The 17,039-nt window shown below is 50.2% G+C and carries 13 protein-coding genes; 8 read left to right on the top strand and 5 right to left on the bottom strand.

The genetic code is table 11. From position 1 onward, the window contains the following. Positions 1-20: 20 nt before the first annotated feature. From LKE53_02385 to LKE53_02405, 5 genes are all read left to right on the top strand, one after another. Positions 21-2,000 carry a toprim domain-containing protein gene (locus LKE53_02385; GenBank protein ID MCH3971612.1) on the top strand — a complete coding sequence of 660 codons (1,980 nt, stop codon included), beginning with the start codon at positions 21-23 and terminating at the stop codon, positions 1,998-2,000. A 65-nt stretch (positions 2,001-2,065) separates the two neighbouring features. After that, positions 2,066-4,309: a topoisomerase IV gene (locus tag LKE53_02390; GenBank protein MCH3971613.1), complete on the top strand. Its 2,244-nt coding sequence runs from the start codon at positions 2,066-2,068 to the stop codon at positions 4,307-4,309. Positions 4,310-4,542: 233 nt separating this feature from the next. After that, the gene (secG, locus tag LKE53_02395; GenBank protein ID MCH3971614.1) at positions 4,543-4,794 is read left to right on the top strand and encodes a preprotein translocase subunit SecG; all 252 of its coding nucleotides are present in this window, start codon (positions 4,543-4,545) and stop codon (positions 4,792-4,794) included. An 87-nt stretch (positions 4,795-4,881) separates the two neighbouring features. Continuing rightward, on the top strand, positions 4,882-7,017 hold the full coding sequence (gene rnr, locus LKE53_02400; protein ID MCH3971615.1) for a ribonuclease R: 2,136 nt from the start codon (positions 4,882-4,884) through the stop codon (positions 7,015-7,017). 45 nt (positions 7,018-7,062) lie between these two features. Beyond that, complete coding sequence (locus tag LKE53_02405) at positions 7,063-7,317, top strand: pro-sigmaK processing inhibitor BofA family protein (protein MCH3971616.1); 255 nt, start codon at positions 7,063-7,065, stop codon at positions 7,315-7,317. A 58-nt stretch (positions 7,318-7,375) separates the two neighbouring features. Here LKE53_02405 and LKE53_02410 read toward each other — a convergent pair whose 3' ends face one another. Both LKE53_02410 and LKE53_02415 read right to left on the bottom strand, forming a co-directional pair. Then, complete coding sequence (locus tag LKE53_02410) at positions 7,376-7,957, bottom strand: DUF4364 family protein (protein MCH3971617.1); 582 nt, start codon at positions 7,955-7,957, stop codon at positions 7,376-7,378. Positions 7,958-8,044: 87 nt separating this feature from the next. Then, positions 8,045-8,431 (bottom strand): helix-turn-helix transcriptional regulator, encoded by a 387-nt coding sequence (locus tag LKE53_02415; GenBank protein ID MCH3971618.1) that lies wholly within the window; start codon positions 8,429-8,431, stop codon positions 8,045-8,047. 222 nt (positions 8,432-8,653) lie between these two features. Here LKE53_02415 and LKE53_02420 point away from each other — a divergent pair, with 222 nt between their 5' ends. Then, positions 8,654-9,589, top strand: coding sequence for a DUF1848 domain-containing protein (locus LKE53_02420; GenBank protein MCH3971619.1), 936 nt, complete (start codon positions 8,654-8,656; stop codon positions 9,587-9,589). 118 nt (positions 9,590-9,707) lie between these two features. Here LKE53_02420 and LKE53_02425 read toward each other — a convergent pair whose 3' ends face one another. Beyond that, the gene (locus LKE53_02425; GenBank protein MCH3971620.1) at positions 9,708-12,152 is read right to left on the bottom strand and encodes a glycosyl transferase; all 2,445 of its coding nucleotides are present in this window, start codon (positions 12,150-12,152) and stop codon (positions 9,708-9,710) included. Between the two features lie 471 nt (positions 12,153-12,623). On the opposite strand from LKE53_02425, the gene LKE53_02430 reads away from it, so the two are divergent. Then, complete coding sequence (locus LKE53_02430; GenBank protein ID MCH3971621.1) at positions 12,624-13,637, top strand: LacI family transcriptional regulator; 1,014 nt, start codon at positions 12,624-12,626, stop codon at positions 13,635-13,637. A 129-nt stretch (positions 13,638-13,766) separates the two neighbouring features. Here LKE53_02430 and LKE53_02435 read toward each other — a convergent pair whose 3' ends face one another. Together LKE53_02435 and LKE53_02440 are read right to left on the bottom strand one after the other, a co-directional pair. Further along, on the bottom strand, positions 13,767-14,867 hold the full coding sequence (locus tag LKE53_02435; GenBank protein ID MCH3971622.1) for a cohesin domain-containing protein: 1,101 nt from the start codon (positions 14,865-14,867) through the stop codon (positions 13,767-13,769). Positions 14,868-14,972: 105 nt separating this feature from the next. Further along, positions 14,973-15,476, bottom strand: a complete 504-nt coding sequence (locus LKE53_02440; protein ID MCH3971623.1) for a hypothetical protein — start codon at positions 15,474-15,476, stop codon at positions 14,973-14,975. A 321-nt stretch (positions 15,477-15,797) separates the two neighbouring features. On the opposite strand from LKE53_02440, the gene LKE53_02445 reads away from it, so the two are divergent. Next, the gene (locus LKE53_02445; protein MCH3971624.1) at positions 15,798-17,039 is read left to right on the top strand and encodes a hypothetical protein; all 1,242 of its coding nucleotides are present in this window, start codon (positions 15,798-15,800) and stop codon (positions 17,037-17,039) included.

A 17,039-nucleotide genomic window follows, 5' to 3' on the forward strand; every position in this document is an offset into this window, starting at 1 on the left:
GACAAAAGCAGGAGATTAAAATGCCAAAAATGAATCAAAGCTATGGCAATGAAAGTATATCCATGCTCAAAGGTGCCGACCGGGTGCGGCTGCGCCCGGCAGTCATTTTTGGGTCAGACGGCATCGAAGGATGCGAGCATTCCATTTTTGAGATTTTGTCAAACTCCATTGATGAAGCTCGTGAGGGCTATGGCCATGAGATTACCCTGACCTGTTACAGCGATTGTTCCGTACAGGTCGAGGACCACGGCCGCGGCTGCCCGGTGGACTACAACCCCAAAGAAAAACGCTATAACTGGGAACTGGTCTTTTGCGAGATGTATGCCGGCGGAAAATATAATAATGGTGAGGACGCCAGCTATGAATACAGCCTGGGCTTAAATGGCCTTGGCCTGTGTGCCACGCAGTATGCCTCTGAGTACATGGATGTCGAGATCCATACCGGCGAAACCAAGTATACGCTTCACTTTAAGCACGGGAAAAACGTGGGCGGCCTGCACAAAGAGCCAAGCACGGACAAAAGCGGAACGAAGATTCGCTGGAAGCCGGATCTGCAGGTCTTTACCGATATTCAAATTCCTACAGAGTATTATGTAGATACGCTGCGCCGGCAGGCCATTGTCAACAGCGGGCTCAAGTTTATTTTGCGTGTACAGAATGCAAACACTTTTGATACGCAGGAATTCCTCTATGAAAACGGCATTGCTGACCATGTGAAAGAAGTGGCCGGCGACGATGCCCTGACAACCGTGCAGTTTTGGCAGGGGGAGCGCACGGTGCGCGACCGCGCCGACAAGCCGGAGTACCATGTCAAAATCAACGTGGCGCTGGCTTTTTCCAACAAAACGCACCTGACGGAGTATTACCACAACTCCAGCTGGCTTGAGCACGGCGGCGCGCCGGATAAGGCCGCCCGCAACGCATTCGTATATCAAATTGATTCGTACTTGAAACAAAATAATAAGTACAACAAAAGTGAGAGTAAAATCACATACGCAGATGTAGAGGACTGCCTGATTCTGGTTATTTCTTCTTTCAGCAACCGCACTTCCTATGAAAACCAGACCAAAAAAGCCATTACCAACAAGGGAATACAGGAAGCAATGACCGAAATGCTGCGCCACCAGCTGGAGGTCTACTTTATTGAGAACCCGCTGGAAGCAGAAAAAATTGCTGCACAGGTGCTAATTAACAAACGCAGCCGTGAAGATGCCGAAAAAACACGCCTGAACTTAAAGAAAAAGCTGACCTCTAATATGGACCTCACCAACCGGGTGGCAAAATTCGTTGACTGTCGCAGCCGCGACGTTTCCCGGCGCGAGATTTTTATTGTAGAGGGTGACTCTGCTTTGGGCGCCTGCAAACAGGCACGCGACCCTGATTTTCAGGCGATTATGCCGATTCGCGGCAAAATCTTGAACTGCTTGAAAGCGGATTATAACCGCATTTTTAAAAGTGATATTATCACCGACCTTGTAAAGGTGCTGGGCTGCGGCGTGCAGGTAAAAAGCAAAGCCAACAAAGACCTGAGTTCCTTTGATATGGAAAATCTGCGCTGGAACAAGATTATTCTCTGCACCGATGCGGATGTGGATGGTTTCCAGATTCGCACGCTGCTGCTAACAATGCTTTATCGCCTGACCCCTGAGCTGATTCGGCAGGGCAAGGTCTTTATTGCCGAGTCCCCGCTGTATGAGATTCAGTGCAAAGGGGAAACTTACTTTGCCTATGATGAAGTTGAAAAAGAAAAATTTCTACAGCAGCTCAAAGGGCAGAAGCTGACAATTCAGCGCAGCAAAGGCCTAGGCGAAAATGAGCCGGATATGATGAACCTGACGACTATGAACCCCGCGACACGGCGCTTAATCAAAGTAATGCCCTCAGAGGCAGCTGCTACCGGTGCAACGTTTGACCTGCTTTTGGGCGACAACCTCAGCGGGCGCAAGCAGTATATTGCCGACCACGGGCAGGAGTATGTAGATGAGCTGGACGTCAGCTGAAAAAGAGCAAAAGACGTTTTCCGCTGTAAACAGGCGGGGGACGGGCAGGAAAGGCAGGAAAGTGTATGCCAGGAAAAAAGAAAACAAAGCGCAGCGCGCCTGTGCCGAAAGCGCACGGTGTCATTGAGGGCGCCGGCAGAGTGGTGGAGCAGCCTATTGTTTCCACGCTGCAAAAGAACTATATGCCGTACGCTGTCAGTGTGATTATCAGCCGTGCAATTCCGGAAATAGACGGCTTTAAACCCAGTCACCGCAAGCTGCTGTTTACCATGTACAAAATGGGGCTGCTGAATGGTTCCCGTACCAAAAGCGCAAACATCGTTGGCCAGACCATGCGTCTGAATCCCCATGGTGATGCCGCCATTTACGACACGCTGGTGCGCCTTTCACGCGGCAACGAGACTTTGCTGCACCCCTATGTCGACAGCAAGGGAAATTTCGGCAAAGCCTATAGCAGAGATATGGCCTATGCTGCTTCCCGCTATACCGAGGCGAAGCTGGACCCTATCTGCAACGAGCTTTTTCGGGACATTGATAAAAATACCGTTGATTTTGTAGACAACTATGACAGTACCATGAAAGAACCGACTCTGCTGCCGGCAACGTTTCCCAGTGTGCTGGTAAATGCAAATACCGGCATTGCGGTTGGCATGGCGAGCAGTGTGTGTTCCTTTAACTTGCGTGAGGTCTGTGAAACAGCCGCCGCGCGCATTCTGCACCCAAAGCATGACCTGATTTCAACGCTGCAGGCACCAGATTTTCCCGGCGGCGGGCAGATCTTGTACGATGAGGAGCAGATAAAAAAGATTTACAAGACCGGCCGTGGCAGCATTCGTGTACGCAGCCGCTATACCTATGATGCATCTGCAAACTGCATTGACATTACGCAGATACCGCCGACCACCAGTGTCGAGGCCATTGTCGAAAAAGTCATTGACTTAGTCAAACTTGGCAAAGCGCGGGAGGTTGCGGATATCCGCGATGAAACCGGCCTGGCGGGTTTGAAGATTACCATTGACTTAAAGCGCAATACAGACCCGCACAAGCTGATGGCAAAGCTTTTTCGCTTGACGCCGCTGGAGGACAGCTTCTCCTGCAACTTCAATATTCTGGTTCACGGTGTGCCGCGTGTTATGGGTGTTGGCGAAATATTGGATGAATGGACAGCCTTTCGCGTAGAGTGTATTCGCCGCCGCACCGAGTTTGACCTGCAGAAAAAGATGGACAAGCTGCATTTGCTCAAAGGGTTAGAGGCTATTCTGCTGGATATCGACAAGGCAGTCGCTATTATTCGTAAGACAGATGAAGAGAGCGAAGTGGTGCCAAACCTGATGATCGGTTTTGGCATTGACGAGGTGCAGGCCGAGTATGTAGCTGAGATCAAGCTGCGCCACCTGAACCGCGAGTACATCTTAAACCGCACCCAGGAAATTGCAAAGCTGCAAAGCGACATTGCAGAACTCAATGCGGTTTTGGATGATCCGAAAAAGATTAAAAAGATTATTGTACAAGAATTACAATCTGTTGCAAAAACATATGGTCAGCCGCGCCGCAGCATGCTGCTGTACCACGACGACCTTGCCGAGGCGGAGCAGGAACTCAATGAAATTCCGGACTACCCGGTAAATCTATTCTTTACCAAAGATGGTTACTTCAAAAAAATCACACCGCAGTCGCTGCGCATGAGTGGTGAGCAAAAACTAAAAGAGGGTGACCAGGTTACCCAGCATATTGAAGCGACCAACGCGAGCGACCTGCTTTTCTTTACCGACCGCTGCCAGGTGTATAAAGCTAAGGCAAGCGACTTTGGCGATACAAAAGCAAGCGTTTTGGGTGACTATATTCCGGCACAGCTGCAGATGGACGACGGCGAAAATGTACTGTGCATGGCGGTCACGCAGGATTACAGCGGATATGTGCTGTTCGCTTTTGAAAACGGCAAAGCTGCCAAAGTGGAGCTTTCAGTTTACCAGACAAAAACCAACCGCAAAAAGCTGGTAAATGCCTACAGCGATAAATCTCCGCTTGCTGGCCTGTTGCTTTTGCCGAAAGATGCCGATGTGCTCTTTATTTCCAATCAGGGACGCAAACTGCTGGTGAATACCGGTGTGATTCCCGCAAAGGCGACCCGCAGCACCCAGGGCGTGCAGACCATGACACTTCACCGCGGTGCCCTTTTGCAGGGTATAAAAGTGTTTGCCGAGGGCGATGTGCAGAATCCGAACCGCTACCGCAAAAAAGTTCCTGCTATCGGCGCTCTGCCGACTGCCGAAGAGATGCAGGGCGAGCAGCTAAAGCTGACAGAATAAAAAAACACCCCGGTGCTTTTGCGCCGGAGCGGACAAGCCCCGGCGCGCAAACGCGAATTTGCCGCAGCTGTCACTTGCTAGTCTGCACAGCTGCACCGCACTTATGCCGTACTGCGCAAAAAAGACTTGCAATTATCGTATATTCGTGATAAAATAAGGAAAGTTTATTAAGGGATATGGCAGATTTCTATAAAGATACTGCCAAGGCCCGCAGTTGTTTCGGAGGTAAGTCCATGACGGTTCCTGAGATTGTTTTGGGTATTATTTTAATCATTGCTTCTTTAGCGATTATCGTAGTCGTTCTGCTGCAGGAAGGCCATGAAAAGGACCTTGGTGTTGTTACCGGCGGTGCAGATACTTTCCTGAGCCAAAACAGCGCTCGGTCTATCGATAATTTCCTTGCGCGCTGGACGAAAGTTATTGCGCTTGTATTTTTTGCCTTAGTCATTGCAACAAATGTCTACATGTTTTTGACGAATAAGTAAAAAATATTTTAAAGCCCCGCAAGGCAAGCGGGGCTTTTTTACGTTACAATTCCCCCGCACTTGCGGGAAAGACAGATGGAGGTTTCTATGGTTGAGGACATAAAAAAAGGAATTTTGGAAGCACTGCAAAGCGCTGGACAGGACCTTTCCTCTCGCTTTTTGCTGCGGAAACTCGGAATTTCCGGAAAATACAGCACAACTTTTTATATTGCGCTCAATCAGCTGCGCGCAGAGAAAAAGGTCAGTGTCAACAGCCGCCACATGGTGCGCTTAAATGGAGATACCAGTGAGCGCATTCCCGCCACCATCGTTTCGCTTTCCCGCAGCTTTGCCTTTGCCCGCCCCGATGACGGCGGCGACGATATGTTCCTGCGTGGAGAAGACCTGCACGATGCTTTCTTAGGCGATTCTGTGCAGCTGGGCAATATCCGCCAAAGTCCCCGCGGCCCCAGCTGCGAGGTTATGGAAATCACCGCCCGCGCTGGCAACTGCGTCAACGGCACCATCGAACGCAGCTCCTTTGGCGAGGAGCTGCACCCGGATGCAGCTATCCGCTTTAATATAGGAATTGAAGATTTCCCGCACTGCGGTGCAAAGGTAGGGGACAAAGTGCAGGCAGAGGTTCGCCGCCTGCCGCATTCTTCTCATTTTATTGCAAAAGTTATGAAAGATTTTGGCCGTGCGGACTGCGCACGCATTTGCGCAGACGCCATTTTGGACGCCAACGGCGTGACCACTGTTTTCCCACCGGAGGTGCTCAAAGAAGCAGAGGCCATTGGCTCTAAGCCAATTACCGAAGCTGACCTGGCTGGCCGCGCAGATTACCGCGACTGGCCAATCTGCAGTATCGACAGCGCCAGTGCAAAGGATTTGGACGACGCTATCAGCGTAGTGCGAACAGAAGCTGGCTATGAATTGGGCGTGCACATTGCAGATGTGTCCTATTATGTTCGCCCGGGTTCAGCTCTGGATGAAGAGGCGCGCCGGCGGGCAACTTCTGTTTATCTGCCGGACCGCGTAGTGCCAATGCTGCCGGAAGCTATCAGCAACGGCGTGTGCTCTCTGAACGCCGGTACCGATAAGCTGACTTTTTCGGCGGTTATGGAGTTTGACAAAGCGGGCACTATGACGCATTATGAATTTCATAAATCAATTATCGACAGCAAGGTGCGCGGCGTTTATGACGAAGTCAACCAGATTTTTGCCGGTACTGCTGATGAGGCGCTGCTGAAAAAATATGCGCCTGTATTGGATAGCCTTTCTGCAGGCCGTGAGCTGGCGGGAATTCTGAAAGAGAACGCGCACAAAAATGGCAATTTTGATATTGACAGTTCTGAGTCGGAATTTGTGCTGGACGAAAACGGCCGCTGCATTGATGTGCTGCCGCGCCACACGGGCCCCTCGGAGCAGATGATTGAGCAGCTGATGATTGCCGCAAATCAGGCAGCAGCAAAACTTGGCAAAGAGCAGCAGATTCCATTTGTGTACCGTGTGCATGAAAATCCAGACCCGGACCGTGTAGATGCCTTGAAAGATATGCTGGTTGCCATTGGGCTGAATCCGGTTTCCCTTTCGCATACGGGCGATGTTACAGCAAAAGATTTTGCCAAAGTTATGGAGCAGGCAGTTGGAACCCCGAAAGAAAAGGTTGTTTCACATCAGCTGCTGCGCACCATGGCAAAGGCACGCTATGACACAAAGCCGCTGGGTCACTTTGGCCTTGCGCTCAAAGACTACTGTCACTTCACTTCACCGATCCGCCGCTACCCAGATACCTCAATTCATCGTATTATGAGTGCTTTTCTGTCCGGTGAGAGCAAAGCGGAGATTCAAAAGAAGTACGCTGACTTTGCGCAGGAGTCCGCCAAACATTCCAGTGAACGCGAAATCTGTGCAATGAATTCTGAGCGCAGCGCAGATGACTGCTTTGCAGCCGAATATATGGCACAGCACTTGGGCGAAGAGTACGAGGGCGTAATCAGCGGTGTAACGATGCGTGGTGTCTTTGTGCAGCTGCCTAACAGTGTAGAGGGTTTTGTACCGGTCGCTTCCTTTACGGACAAACACTACGAATTTGACGGTCAGCTTTCGCAGGTTGACGAGGGGACACATGAGCGCTTGACGATTGGTGATTCTTTAAAAGTTGTCAATGTCGCTGCCGATGTTTCCAGCCGCCGTGTAGATTTTGCCCCGGCAGGGTATGACTTTATAGAAAAAGCATAATTTGTCCCTCATCCCCATATTCTGTAAGCAGGGGGGGTGAGGGATATGCTTTTGTTTGCGGGAATTCTATTTGCGGCGTTTCTACTCAGTGCAACACTGCTGGCCGCGGGGCACAGCCGGCACCCCTTTGCGGGCGCTGCAGGCAGCGTTGTTGCGGGGCTGGCCGTGCTGCTAGCGGTCAATCTGCTAGGCGGGATTACCGGGGTCACGCTGCCGGTCAGCCCGCTTTCAGTGGGAATTTCTGCTTTTTTGGGTGTGCCCGGTGTCACAACCCTGCTTTTGGTTAATTTGCTTTTTTAAGTGTATAAAAAACAGCCCCGGCCTACAGAACACATTTCTTCTGTAGGCCGGGGCTTCATCAGTACCACTCGTGCAAAAGACTGACCGCGGCGTTGCGGTCATCAATTAAAAGGGCCAGCAGCATTTGGTAAACCCGCTCCGGCGCTTTTTGAAAATTGTGCTGAATCAGCTTGGCCTGCCGCATTTCTGGTACAGTCAGCGTAAAAGACATCAGCTCTGCTTTGCCGCCGGAAATATGGCAGTGCACCTGGTACCCGCCGCCTGCACATTTTTCAATTTCAACTGCATTTTCCCGGCTGCGCCGCGCCTGTGAAAGCAGACCCACGGCGGCTTTTACTGCTTTGTCGCGCACAGAAAGGGGCAGGGCAGTGTCAAGCTGACGGGCAATACCGTGTGCCTGTGGTGTTGCTGTGTAGCAGCCGTCCTTTAAAATGAGATTCCCGTTTTCTGTCAATTCCTGTAAGGCGTTGGTTACCTCAAAGTAATTGGCCAGGCCCATTCCCTGCACGCAGGCGAGCACGTCCTCACGCGAGAGCGGTGCATTTACGCTGGAAAGCAGATAGCACAAAAGAATGCGAATCTCATCTTTCGTGCGCAGACCGCCGGGATCTACACCGGCAGTAAAAGCGTCATAGGCCATGGAAACAACACCTCCGTTTGTTCTATTTTAACACAAATCCAAAAGACAGCGCAACCGAATTTCGGCGCCTTTGCAAAAAAAGAAAGGTCATTTTTCCGCTGTCGTGCGCAGCAGAAGAATGACCTTTTCTTTGATTTTCTTATCAGCAAGGCGGTAAAGCGACAGCAGCTGCCGCTCGTCCCGCTTTAAGTCGTAAATATGGGAAAGGTTGTGATCAAAATCCGTGAAAAAGTTTTGGCCGGAATCTGCAACCTGGGGCGGCGTGTCCTCTGACCCCAGCAAGTCTGAGATCGACACACGGTAAATGCGGGCCAGCTTTTTTAGAGTGGATAAAGGCGGCGTGGTGCGGTTTGTTTCATAATACGCATAGGTAGAGCGGTCTATTTGCAAAAGGTCGCTGACATCCTGCTGTGTATATCCCCATTTTGTGCGCAGGGTGCGCAGCTGCTTTCCCAGTTGTACCCGAGTATCCACTTTTATGCCCCCTTTTCACCACAATGCAACAACAATAAATATATTTTATGCTAAAATTTTGGTTGCTTCATTGATTAGTGAAAAATAATCACAGAAATCCGGCTGGTAATATATTCCTGCTTTTTTAAGGGCAGTATGAAACATTCAGAGTATCATTGGCGTACAAAACAATAGAAAAACGGCGCCTTGTGTGCTACACTTACCTGCAGGGAGGGGGAAGCTGTGATTATCAGTGCAAGTAGGCGAAGCGATATTCCAGCCTTTTATACAGAGTGGTTTTTAAACCGCGTGAAAGCGGGCTGGGTCTATGTGCGCAGCCCGAGAAACCCGCATCAAATCAGCGAAGTTTCCCTTTCGCCAAAAGTGGTTGATGGCATTGTCTTTTGGACGAAAAATCCGCTGCCGCTGCTTGGCAGGCTTGATGAGCTGCAGGGGTATCCTTATTATTTTCAGTTTACACTGAATCCATACGGAAAGGACGCCGAACCGAATGTACCCGATAAAGTAAAAATACTGATTCCGGTCTTTCGGCAGCTGTCGCGTAAAATTGGGAAAGAGCGGGTCCTTTGGCGCTATGACCCGATTCTTTTTAGCCGAAAATATACACTGGAGTACCATGTCAAAGCTTTTGCAGCATTGGCAAAAGCACTTTCCGGATATACAGACACCTGCACGGTCAGCTTTTTGGATTATTACCGAAATACGCAGAAAAATTTGGCACCTTTGCAGTTAACCGGTGCGTTGCCGGAGGAAAAGAGGGAACTGCTGCGGCAGTTTGCAAAAACTGCACGGGCGCGGGGAATGACCCTTTGTACCTGTGCAGAGGAGGCTGACTTTCATACTCTGGGCATTTCACATGCCCACTGCATTGACAGACAGCGTTTGGAAAAACTGAACGGCTGCGGCTTGGAGCTTGCCAAAGATAAAAATCAGCGGCCCGCATGCGGCTGCGCAGAGAGCGTTGACATCGGCGCTTACGATACCTGCCGCCACAGCTGCCTGTACTGCTACGCAAATGCCGGCAGAAACGCCGTCTTAAAACATGCTGCGTTGTACGACCCGTGCTCACCGCTGCTTTTTGGGAAACCCGAACAGGGAGATACCGTGAAACCACGTGTAGCACCTTCCTGCAAAAGCGGCCAGCTTCGTTTTTTCTAGCAGCAAAACCTCATAAGAAGGAATATAAAAAGGCCGCCCGAGTGTTTTTCACTTAGGCGGCCTTTTTGTTAAAATGGGAGAACTCTTAAAATAGGAGAATAGGGAACAAAATGAATTTTTATGCCTGCGCGCTCAGGACAGCGCGCACTTCGTATGTTTTCTTTTCGGGGTCATAGGGAATCAAGTTGCCTGCAATGGTTTTGCCGTCGACAGTCAGCTGCGGAACACCCTTTTCAGCGCCGTTGGGATTTTCCACTGTAATGTGGTAGGTGGCACCGCGGTAAAGGCGTGTCACTGTGAAGCCCTTGCAGGTATGAGGAATGCAGGGATTGACGCGTAGGCCGTCCAGTGTGGGCTGAATGCCCAGCATGTATTGGCTGACATCGGCAAAAGTCCATGCGGCGGTGCCGGTGAGCCAGCTGTTTTTGGCTTCACCGAAAGATGGCGCATCTTTGCCGGCAACCATTTGGCTGTAGACATATGGTTCGGTGCGGTGGATTTCACTGATGTTTTCAATATAGGCCGGGCAGGTTTTGCGGTAGACCTCAAAAGCGCGGTCACCGTGGCCCGCGACTGCCTCTGCACAGCTGATCCATGGGTTGTTGTGGCAGAAAATGCCGGCGTTTTCCTTGTAGCCCGGCGGGTAGCTGGAAATTTCGCCGAGGTTCAAGCGGTAAGTGGTATAAGCAGGCTGCAAAAGGACAATACCGTATTTGGTATCCAGCTTTTCTTTTACGCTTTGCAGGGCACGGTCAGCCAGGCCCTCTTTCAGACCAATGCCTGCCATAACGCACATGCCCTGGGGCTCGATGAAAATCTGGCCTTCATCGCAGACGTGGCTGCCGACAGGCTCGCTGTAGGCGTCATATGCGCGAATAAACCACTCGCCGTCCCAGCCGGCGCCCATGACAGCCTTGCGCATCTGTTCTACTTCTGCACGTACCTGTGCGGCTTCTTCTGCTTTTCCGCAGTGCTCGCAGATGTCGGCGTATTCGCCACCATACTTTACAAACATGCCGCCGATAAAGACACTTTCCGCTTTTCCGGTTTCTTTGTTGGAGCAGGTCTGGAAGCTTTCGCCCGGCTCGGAAGAGAAGCAGTTGAGGTTCAGACAGTCATTCCAGTCTGCGCGGCCAATCAGCGGCAGGCCGTGCGGACCTTTGTGTGAACAGGAGTAGGCAAAGCTGCGGCGCAAATGCTCCAGCAGAGGCTGCGCCTTGCTTTCGTCATTGTCAAAGGCAACCACTTCCTGCAGAATAGAGAAGTCACCGGTTTCACGCAGATAGGCATTGGTACCCGCAATCAGCCACAGTGGGTCATCATTAAAGCCGCTGCCGATGTCGGCATTGCCTTTTTTAGTCAGCGGCTGATACTGATGATAAGAGCTGCCATCTTCAAACTGCGTTGCAGCAATGTCAAGTATGCGCTGGCGTGCGCGCGCTGGCACTAAGTGCGCAATTCCCAGCAGGTCTTGGCAGGAGTCACGGAAGCCCATGCCGCGGCCGGTGCCGCTTTCAAAGTAACTGGCGCTGCGGCTGAGGTTAAACGTGACCATGCACTGATACTGGTTCCAAATATTGACCATGCGGTCTAGGCGGCTGTCCTCTGACTTCACCGTAAAGCGGGAAAGCAGGGATTCCCAGTAGCTGTGCAGTTTTGCTAAGGCATCATCTACCTGTGCGTCGGTGCGGTATTTCTGCATCATCTGTACAGCGCGGGTTTTATTAATGACACCGGGCGCTTCCCACTTGTCATCGGCGGGATTTTCCACATAGCCCAGCACAAAGATATAGCTGCAGCTTTCCTGCGGTTTCAGGTTTACCTGTAGGTGGTGGCTGCCAATCGGCTGCCAGCCGTGCGCAATGCTGTTGCCGGATTTGTTTTCCAGTACAGCGCGCGGCTCGCTGTAGCCGCGGTCCAGACCGCAGAAACTGTCGCGGCTGGTATCAAAGCCGCAGACGGGCTTGTTTACCGTATAGAAAGAAAAGTGCCGGCGGCGCTCGCGATATTCAGTTTTGTGGTAAATGGTGCTGCCGACTACTTCGACTTCGCCTGTGCTGAAATTTCGCTGGAAATTATTGGCGTCATCGACGGCGTTCCATAGGCAGAACTCGGCCAAGCTGAAAATATCCAGTTCCTTTGGTTTATCTGTACTGTTTGTCAGGGTCAGGCGGTGTACTTCGCAGTTGTCATCAACCGGCACAAAGCACTCTAAAGAAGCGGATACGCCGTTTTTTGAGCTTTCCAAAACCGTGTAGCCCATGCCATGGCGGCAGCGGTAGCTGTCGAGGTCGGTTTTCATCGGCTTCCAGCCGGGGTTCCAGATGGTGCTGCCATCTTTGATGTAGTAATAGCGGCCGATGCTGTCCAGTGGGCAGTCGTTGTAGCGGTAGCGTGTAATGCGGCGCAGCTTTGCGTCCTGATAAAAACAGTAGCCGCCGGCAGTATTAGAAATAAGGGAGAAAAATTGCTGGCTGCCCAGGTAGTTGATCCAGGGCAGGGGGGTGTGCGGTGTGGTGATTACATATTCTTTGTTTTGGTCGTCAAAATAGCCAAATTGCATGACGGCGCTCCTTTCTGGTAGCTCACGGTGAAAACGTTTAAGAAAAAGAAGTTTTCGGATACTATATAAAAACAATACAACATCTCAAGGAATTTTGCAACACATAATTATATTTTTATTTAAAGTACACAAATATAGGGCAAAAAAATAGATCTTCGAAAATGGAATAACAAGAATGATAAAAGAAAACGATTTCGCAAATAGTGCTGAAAATTTAAATATTTCATGCAAATATTTAGAGAAAAGACTGTATAAGCAATTTTATAAAAAGAATTTTTGCTAAAAAATCTGTATTTTCAGAATATTGATCTTAATTTTATAGGATTACATCAAAAACTGATTGCATTTTAGCAATAAATACAGTATATTATAGATGTGAAAACGATTTATAAGATTTTCACCCTTCATTCTTCGATGTGATACAATATTTTAGCGAAACTTTTTTCACAGCGAATAAAGGAGACTTGAAAAATGGCATCCTTAAAAGATATTGCAGAAAAATGCGGCGTTTCGGTTGCAACCGCCAGCAAGGCCCTGAACGGCCACCAGGAAGTCAGCAAAACGACTGCCGAAAAAGTGCGTGCGGCGGCAAAGGAACTGGGCTATATGCCAAACAGCGCCGCGCGGGCGCTGAAAACGAATCGTACCTATAATTTGGGGGTCCTTTTTGTAGATGAGACCCGCAGCGGTTTGACGCATGTCTATTTTTCCGCTGTACTCGACAGCTTTAAGGTTGAGGTGGAAAAAAACGGCTATGACATTACCTTTATCAACCATCATATCGGAAAGCGTGAGGCCACGTATCTGGAGCACTGCCGCTACCGCGGTGTGGACGGCGTGATGATCGCCTGTGTCAATTTCTTTGACCCGCAGGTCATTGAGCTGGTAAACAGCGATATTCCGGTAGTTACCATTGACCATATCTTTGACAATCACATTTCTGTAATTTCCGACAACATCAAGGGAATGCACGACCTGACCGATTATGTCTGTTCTATGGGGCACCGCCGGGTTGCGCTGATTCACGGCGAATATACCAGTGTTACGGCAAACCGCATGGCAAGTTTTTACAAGACCTGCATGAAGTGGGGCATCAGCGTCCCAGACGAATATGTGCGGGAGGCAGCTTACCATGACCCAAAAGCAACTGCACGCTGTACGGAAGAACTGCTGGCCCTGCCTGAGCGCCCCACCTGCATTCTGTTTCCGGACGATTATTCCTATATTGGCGGAATGAATGTCCTGCGGCAGGCAGGTCTGCGGGTGCCAGAGGACATCTCGGTTGCCGCATATGACGGGATTCCGCTTTCGCAGATGCTGCGGCCCAAACTGACAACCCTGCATCAGAATACCGAAGCACTGGGCAAAACGGCAGCTCAAAAGCTGATAGAGCTGATTGAGAACCCCAAAACAACTCTGCCGGTCAGCATTTCGGTGCCGGGGAGTTTGCTGCCCGGAGAAACTGTGCAGCACATTGCGGAATAAAAGAGATGTTTCTGTCTGCTCTAAGCGGTCCTGCAGATAAATAAGGTAAAATAGAAAAGGTCTGCGGCGTACTGGATTCACTGCCAGTATGCCGCAGGCCTTTTTATATCTATTTTGGTGCAGAATGGATTATGGAGATTTATCTTTGGGCGGGGTCTCTGGGGGCTTGTCTTTTTCAGCTCGTTTCCGGCAGCGGGTGCGTACAGCCAGCAAAACAGCGGCTACTGCACAGGCGGTTAGCAGAGCAACGCAAATACCAGTCTGGAAAGCGGTAAAGCTGCCTGTCCCCGAAATAGTAAGAGAAGCTTTTCCATCGCCGGAAGTGCGCGGAATGGAGGAAGGTGTGTAGGCTTCTCCGCTCGAACCGGAAGCGGACCGTGACTGTTTTCGACTGGCCGATGTACTTTGATGCTTTGAGGAAACCTTGTGGGAAGATACCACAGAGGAAGCGGAACCGTGTGGGCGGTGAACAATTACGGAATAAACTGTTTTTGCCTGCGTTCCGGCGGCAGATGCGGTGATGGTGATCATTGTATCAGAACCGGCCGCTTTCAGGGTGTGCCGGTTTATGCTGACAGCAGTGCCTGCCGGTTGTTCGGTGCAGAACCAGAGTGCCTTGCAGCTTTCTGGAACTGTTACTTGATACGAAGTGACTTCTGGCTGGAAAGATGGCTGTAGCTGTCCCAGAGAAGAGTCTTCCAGAGCAAGACTTTGCAGGCGGGGAGCTGTCACTGCAGTGCCGCTCCCTTTTGCACCTGCAGCGGCGGCGCTGACCTGCACGACCGTCTGTGTTTCATTGCCGTCTGGCAGAGACTTTCCGTTAAAATCGCACGCTTCGTCGGGCTTCATAGAAAATGTGTAGCTGCCGGCTGGTGCGTTTGAGCGCACACGAAAAGTGTAAGTGACAATACAGCCGGAAAGGTTTGGTGCATTGTCCTGCTTTACACTGCAAGTGTAAACAGTGATCAGCGGCTCTGCCTGCCGCACAAAAATATCTGCGCCGCTGGTCTGTGCAGCATTCGTATGGCTTACATATTCAAATATTTCCGGGTCGTACTGCAGTGCTGTGCGAAAAGCGCCGGGGGCAGTGCGGCCGGGAGAAACGTAGAGCTGCAGCTGGACTTTGCTGCCGGGGGTGTAGCTGCTGCCGGCCTTTATTTGAAAAGTTGGACCGTCTTTTAGGTACAGATTGGCCGCCGCAGTAATGCAGAAAAAAGCTGCGATTGCCACGGCGGCACAAAGTCCCCATTTCCATTGGTGTTTTAATTGGTGCTTTAATTTTCTTTTGATTTTTCACACCGCTTTCTGGTAAAGCAGACTACGCACAATCATACATTAGATGGTAGCGACCGCGCGGGTCTCTTCCTTGTACAGGCGCTTGCGCAGAGCTACCAAACGAAAGCGATTGTAGCGCTGTATAATTGCAAACGGTGAATTGCCAAAGAAAATCAAGATGGAAAAAGTAAAGCCGACCAAAGACTGGTTTAAAATGAGCACAACAAAAATGCACCCGAGATTGAGCGTATGTGTCCATTCTCCCCGGCAGGTTTCTGCAATAAAGTCATCCAAGTATTTTGAGGAAACACTCGTAATATGCTTTTTAGAGAAACCATCTTGACTGATGAATTGTGGGACACGGTCTTTCCAGTCGTTGATATGCAGGTGGTCCCGGTACCAGCGGCCGCCGCGCTCCCACTTCCACGCCCGAAACTGCGTGGAACTTGGCTGAAAATAAGAATTTGGCAGGTGCGTCGACATTAAAAAACTGGTTCCATGCCACAGCCCTATAACCAGCAGATTTGCCAGCAGCATCGTGACATAATTCATTTCCCGAAGCATCTGTTTTCCCCCTCTCTTTTAAAATAGAGCAACATCCTTTTGACATTCTTATACAAATTCATTATAATACGCCTTTTCTCCCTTGTAAACTGGGGTTTTGCAAGAAATCTTTCTGGAAATATCAGCGAATTTTATTTGAAAAAGCACGGACTTTTGATAATTTTTACAAGACTGTGCTTGTGTAAAGCAGCTATTTCTGATTTGATATACAAAAAGAGGAAAAATTTTTGTAAAAATTCGCTTCTGAAAGCGAATTTTGCATTTCTTTTATGCGATAGGTGAAAGTGAAAATGCAGCATTCAGAAAAGGAGGAAACAGAAAATGGTGAATTTCCCAGATACACCGGTTTTAAAACTTTATCTGACGCATGACAGCCGCGAGAGCTTTACTATTGCACAGGGCAGTTTTGGCTGGACACTTCGTGTTTATGTGTATGATTTTAAAGACCAGCTGATGAATCTGGCAGGGTGCAGTGTTCGGTTGAAAGTGATTAAAGCGGACGGCACAATGGGGTACTATGACGGTACTGTAAATGCAGAGGACCCGGCTGCAGCAGAGTGGCAGATAGCCCCGCAGGTGACCGCGGCGGCGGGCTTCATGCAACTGGTGGTGGAAATTTCAAATAAAACGGCTGGTATGCAGACCTCTACCAGCTGCACCGGAAATGTTTTGGCAATTCCCGACAATCCGGACAGCACCTTGACAAGTACCAATGATTTTCAGGTGTTGACTGATGCAGTAAGCAAAACGGCGGGGGTGAAGCAGGCGGCTGAGCAGGCACAGACTGCCGCGCAACAGGCACAGTCGGCCGCAGACACAGCGGATAAAGCGGCCGTATCTGCGACAAGCGCTGCACAAGATGCCTCTGCCGGGGCAGAAAAAGCCAGCAGCGGCGCCAAGGCCGCCGCTGCTGCAGCCGGTGCAGCAGACATGGCGGCGGTCCGTGCAAATACGGCAGCTGCAAATGCGGAAAGTGTGGTAAGCGGTGATTTACAGCCGGCAGTCAATACGTGCCTGGCGGCAGAAAAAGACAAAGCCGGCGGCCTTGCGGGATATGATACGCTGACATCACATACAATGGATACGGCCCGGCATGTTTCAGATGCGGAGCGCAGCACGTGGAATCAATCTGTGCCGCAGAGTCGCACGGTAAACGGACATCCGCTGACAGCAGACATTGCTTTGACTTACAGCGATGTGGGCGCAGAACACTGCAAAACCGATGACCGCAAAACAGACCAGCACTGGGAAATTTATGCGGACGGCAGAGTGCATCTGTGGGGGTACTTTTCAGACACCGTAGACGCTGTAAAAACTGCGTACGGCAGTTCTTATTTGAATGGAAACATAGCGGCTGCAGTAACAAAGCCCTGCGCGATGCGTACAATAAAAAGTGTACAGTTGAGTCTTTCTTCCAGCGGTGTGTTGATCCCCTACAATCCAAAATATTTGTCTGACAGCAGCAAACTGACCTTCGGTATTGTTTCCCCAGTTTCAGTAAGTAATCTGCTGTATCAAGGAATGTATCAGATTTGGGGACTGCAGGGAAATGAGGATACATAA

This window comes from Oscillospiraceae bacterium, assembly GCA_022483045.1.
Classification (GTDB): domain Bacteria; phylum Bacillota; class Clostridia; order Oscillospirales; family Acutalibacteraceae; genus Caproicibacterium.

What these genes read in the sequence shown, in the direction of transcription:
- LKE53_02385 (MCH3971612.1), top strand. Translation starts at nt 21, where the DNA reads ATGCCAAAAATGAATCAAAGCTATGGCAATGAAAGTATATCCATGCTC.
- LKE53_02390 (MCH3971613.1), top strand. Translation starts at nt 2,066, where the DNA reads ATGCCAGGAAAAAAGAAAACAAAGCGCAGCGCGCCTGTGCCGAAAGCG.
- secG (MCH3971614.1), top strand. Translation starts at nt 4,543, where the DNA reads ATGACGGTTCCTGAGATTGTTTTGGGTATTATTTTAATCATTGCTTCT.
- rnr (MCH3971615.1), top strand. Translation starts at nt 4,882, where the DNA reads ATGGTTGAGGACATAAAAAAAGGAATTTTGGAAGCACTGCAAAGCGCT.
- LKE53_02405 (MCH3971616.1), top strand. Translation starts at nt 7,063, where the DNA reads ATGCTTTTGTTTGCGGGAATTCTATTTGCGGCGTTTCTACTCAGTGCA.
- LKE53_02410 (MCH3971617.1), bottom strand. Translation starts at nt 7,957, where the DNA reads ATGGCCTATGACGCTTTTACTGCCGGTGTAGATCCCGGCGGTCTGCGC.
- LKE53_02425 (MCH3971620.1), bottom strand. Translation starts at nt 12,152, where the DNA reads ATGCAATTTGGCTATTTTGACGACCAAAACAAAGAATATGTAATCACC.
- LKE53_02430 (MCH3971621.1), top strand. Translation starts at nt 12,624, where the DNA reads ATGGCATCCTTAAAAGATATTGCAGAAAAATGCGGCGTTTCGGTTGCA.
- LKE53_02440 (MCH3971623.1), bottom strand. Translation starts at nt 15,476, where the DNA reads ATGCTTCGGGAAATGAATTATGTCACGATGCTGCTGGCAAATCTGCTG.
- LKE53_02445 (MCH3971624.1), top strand. Translation starts at nt 15,798, where the DNA reads ATGGTGAATTTCCCAGATACACCGGTTTTAAAACTTTATCTGACGCAT.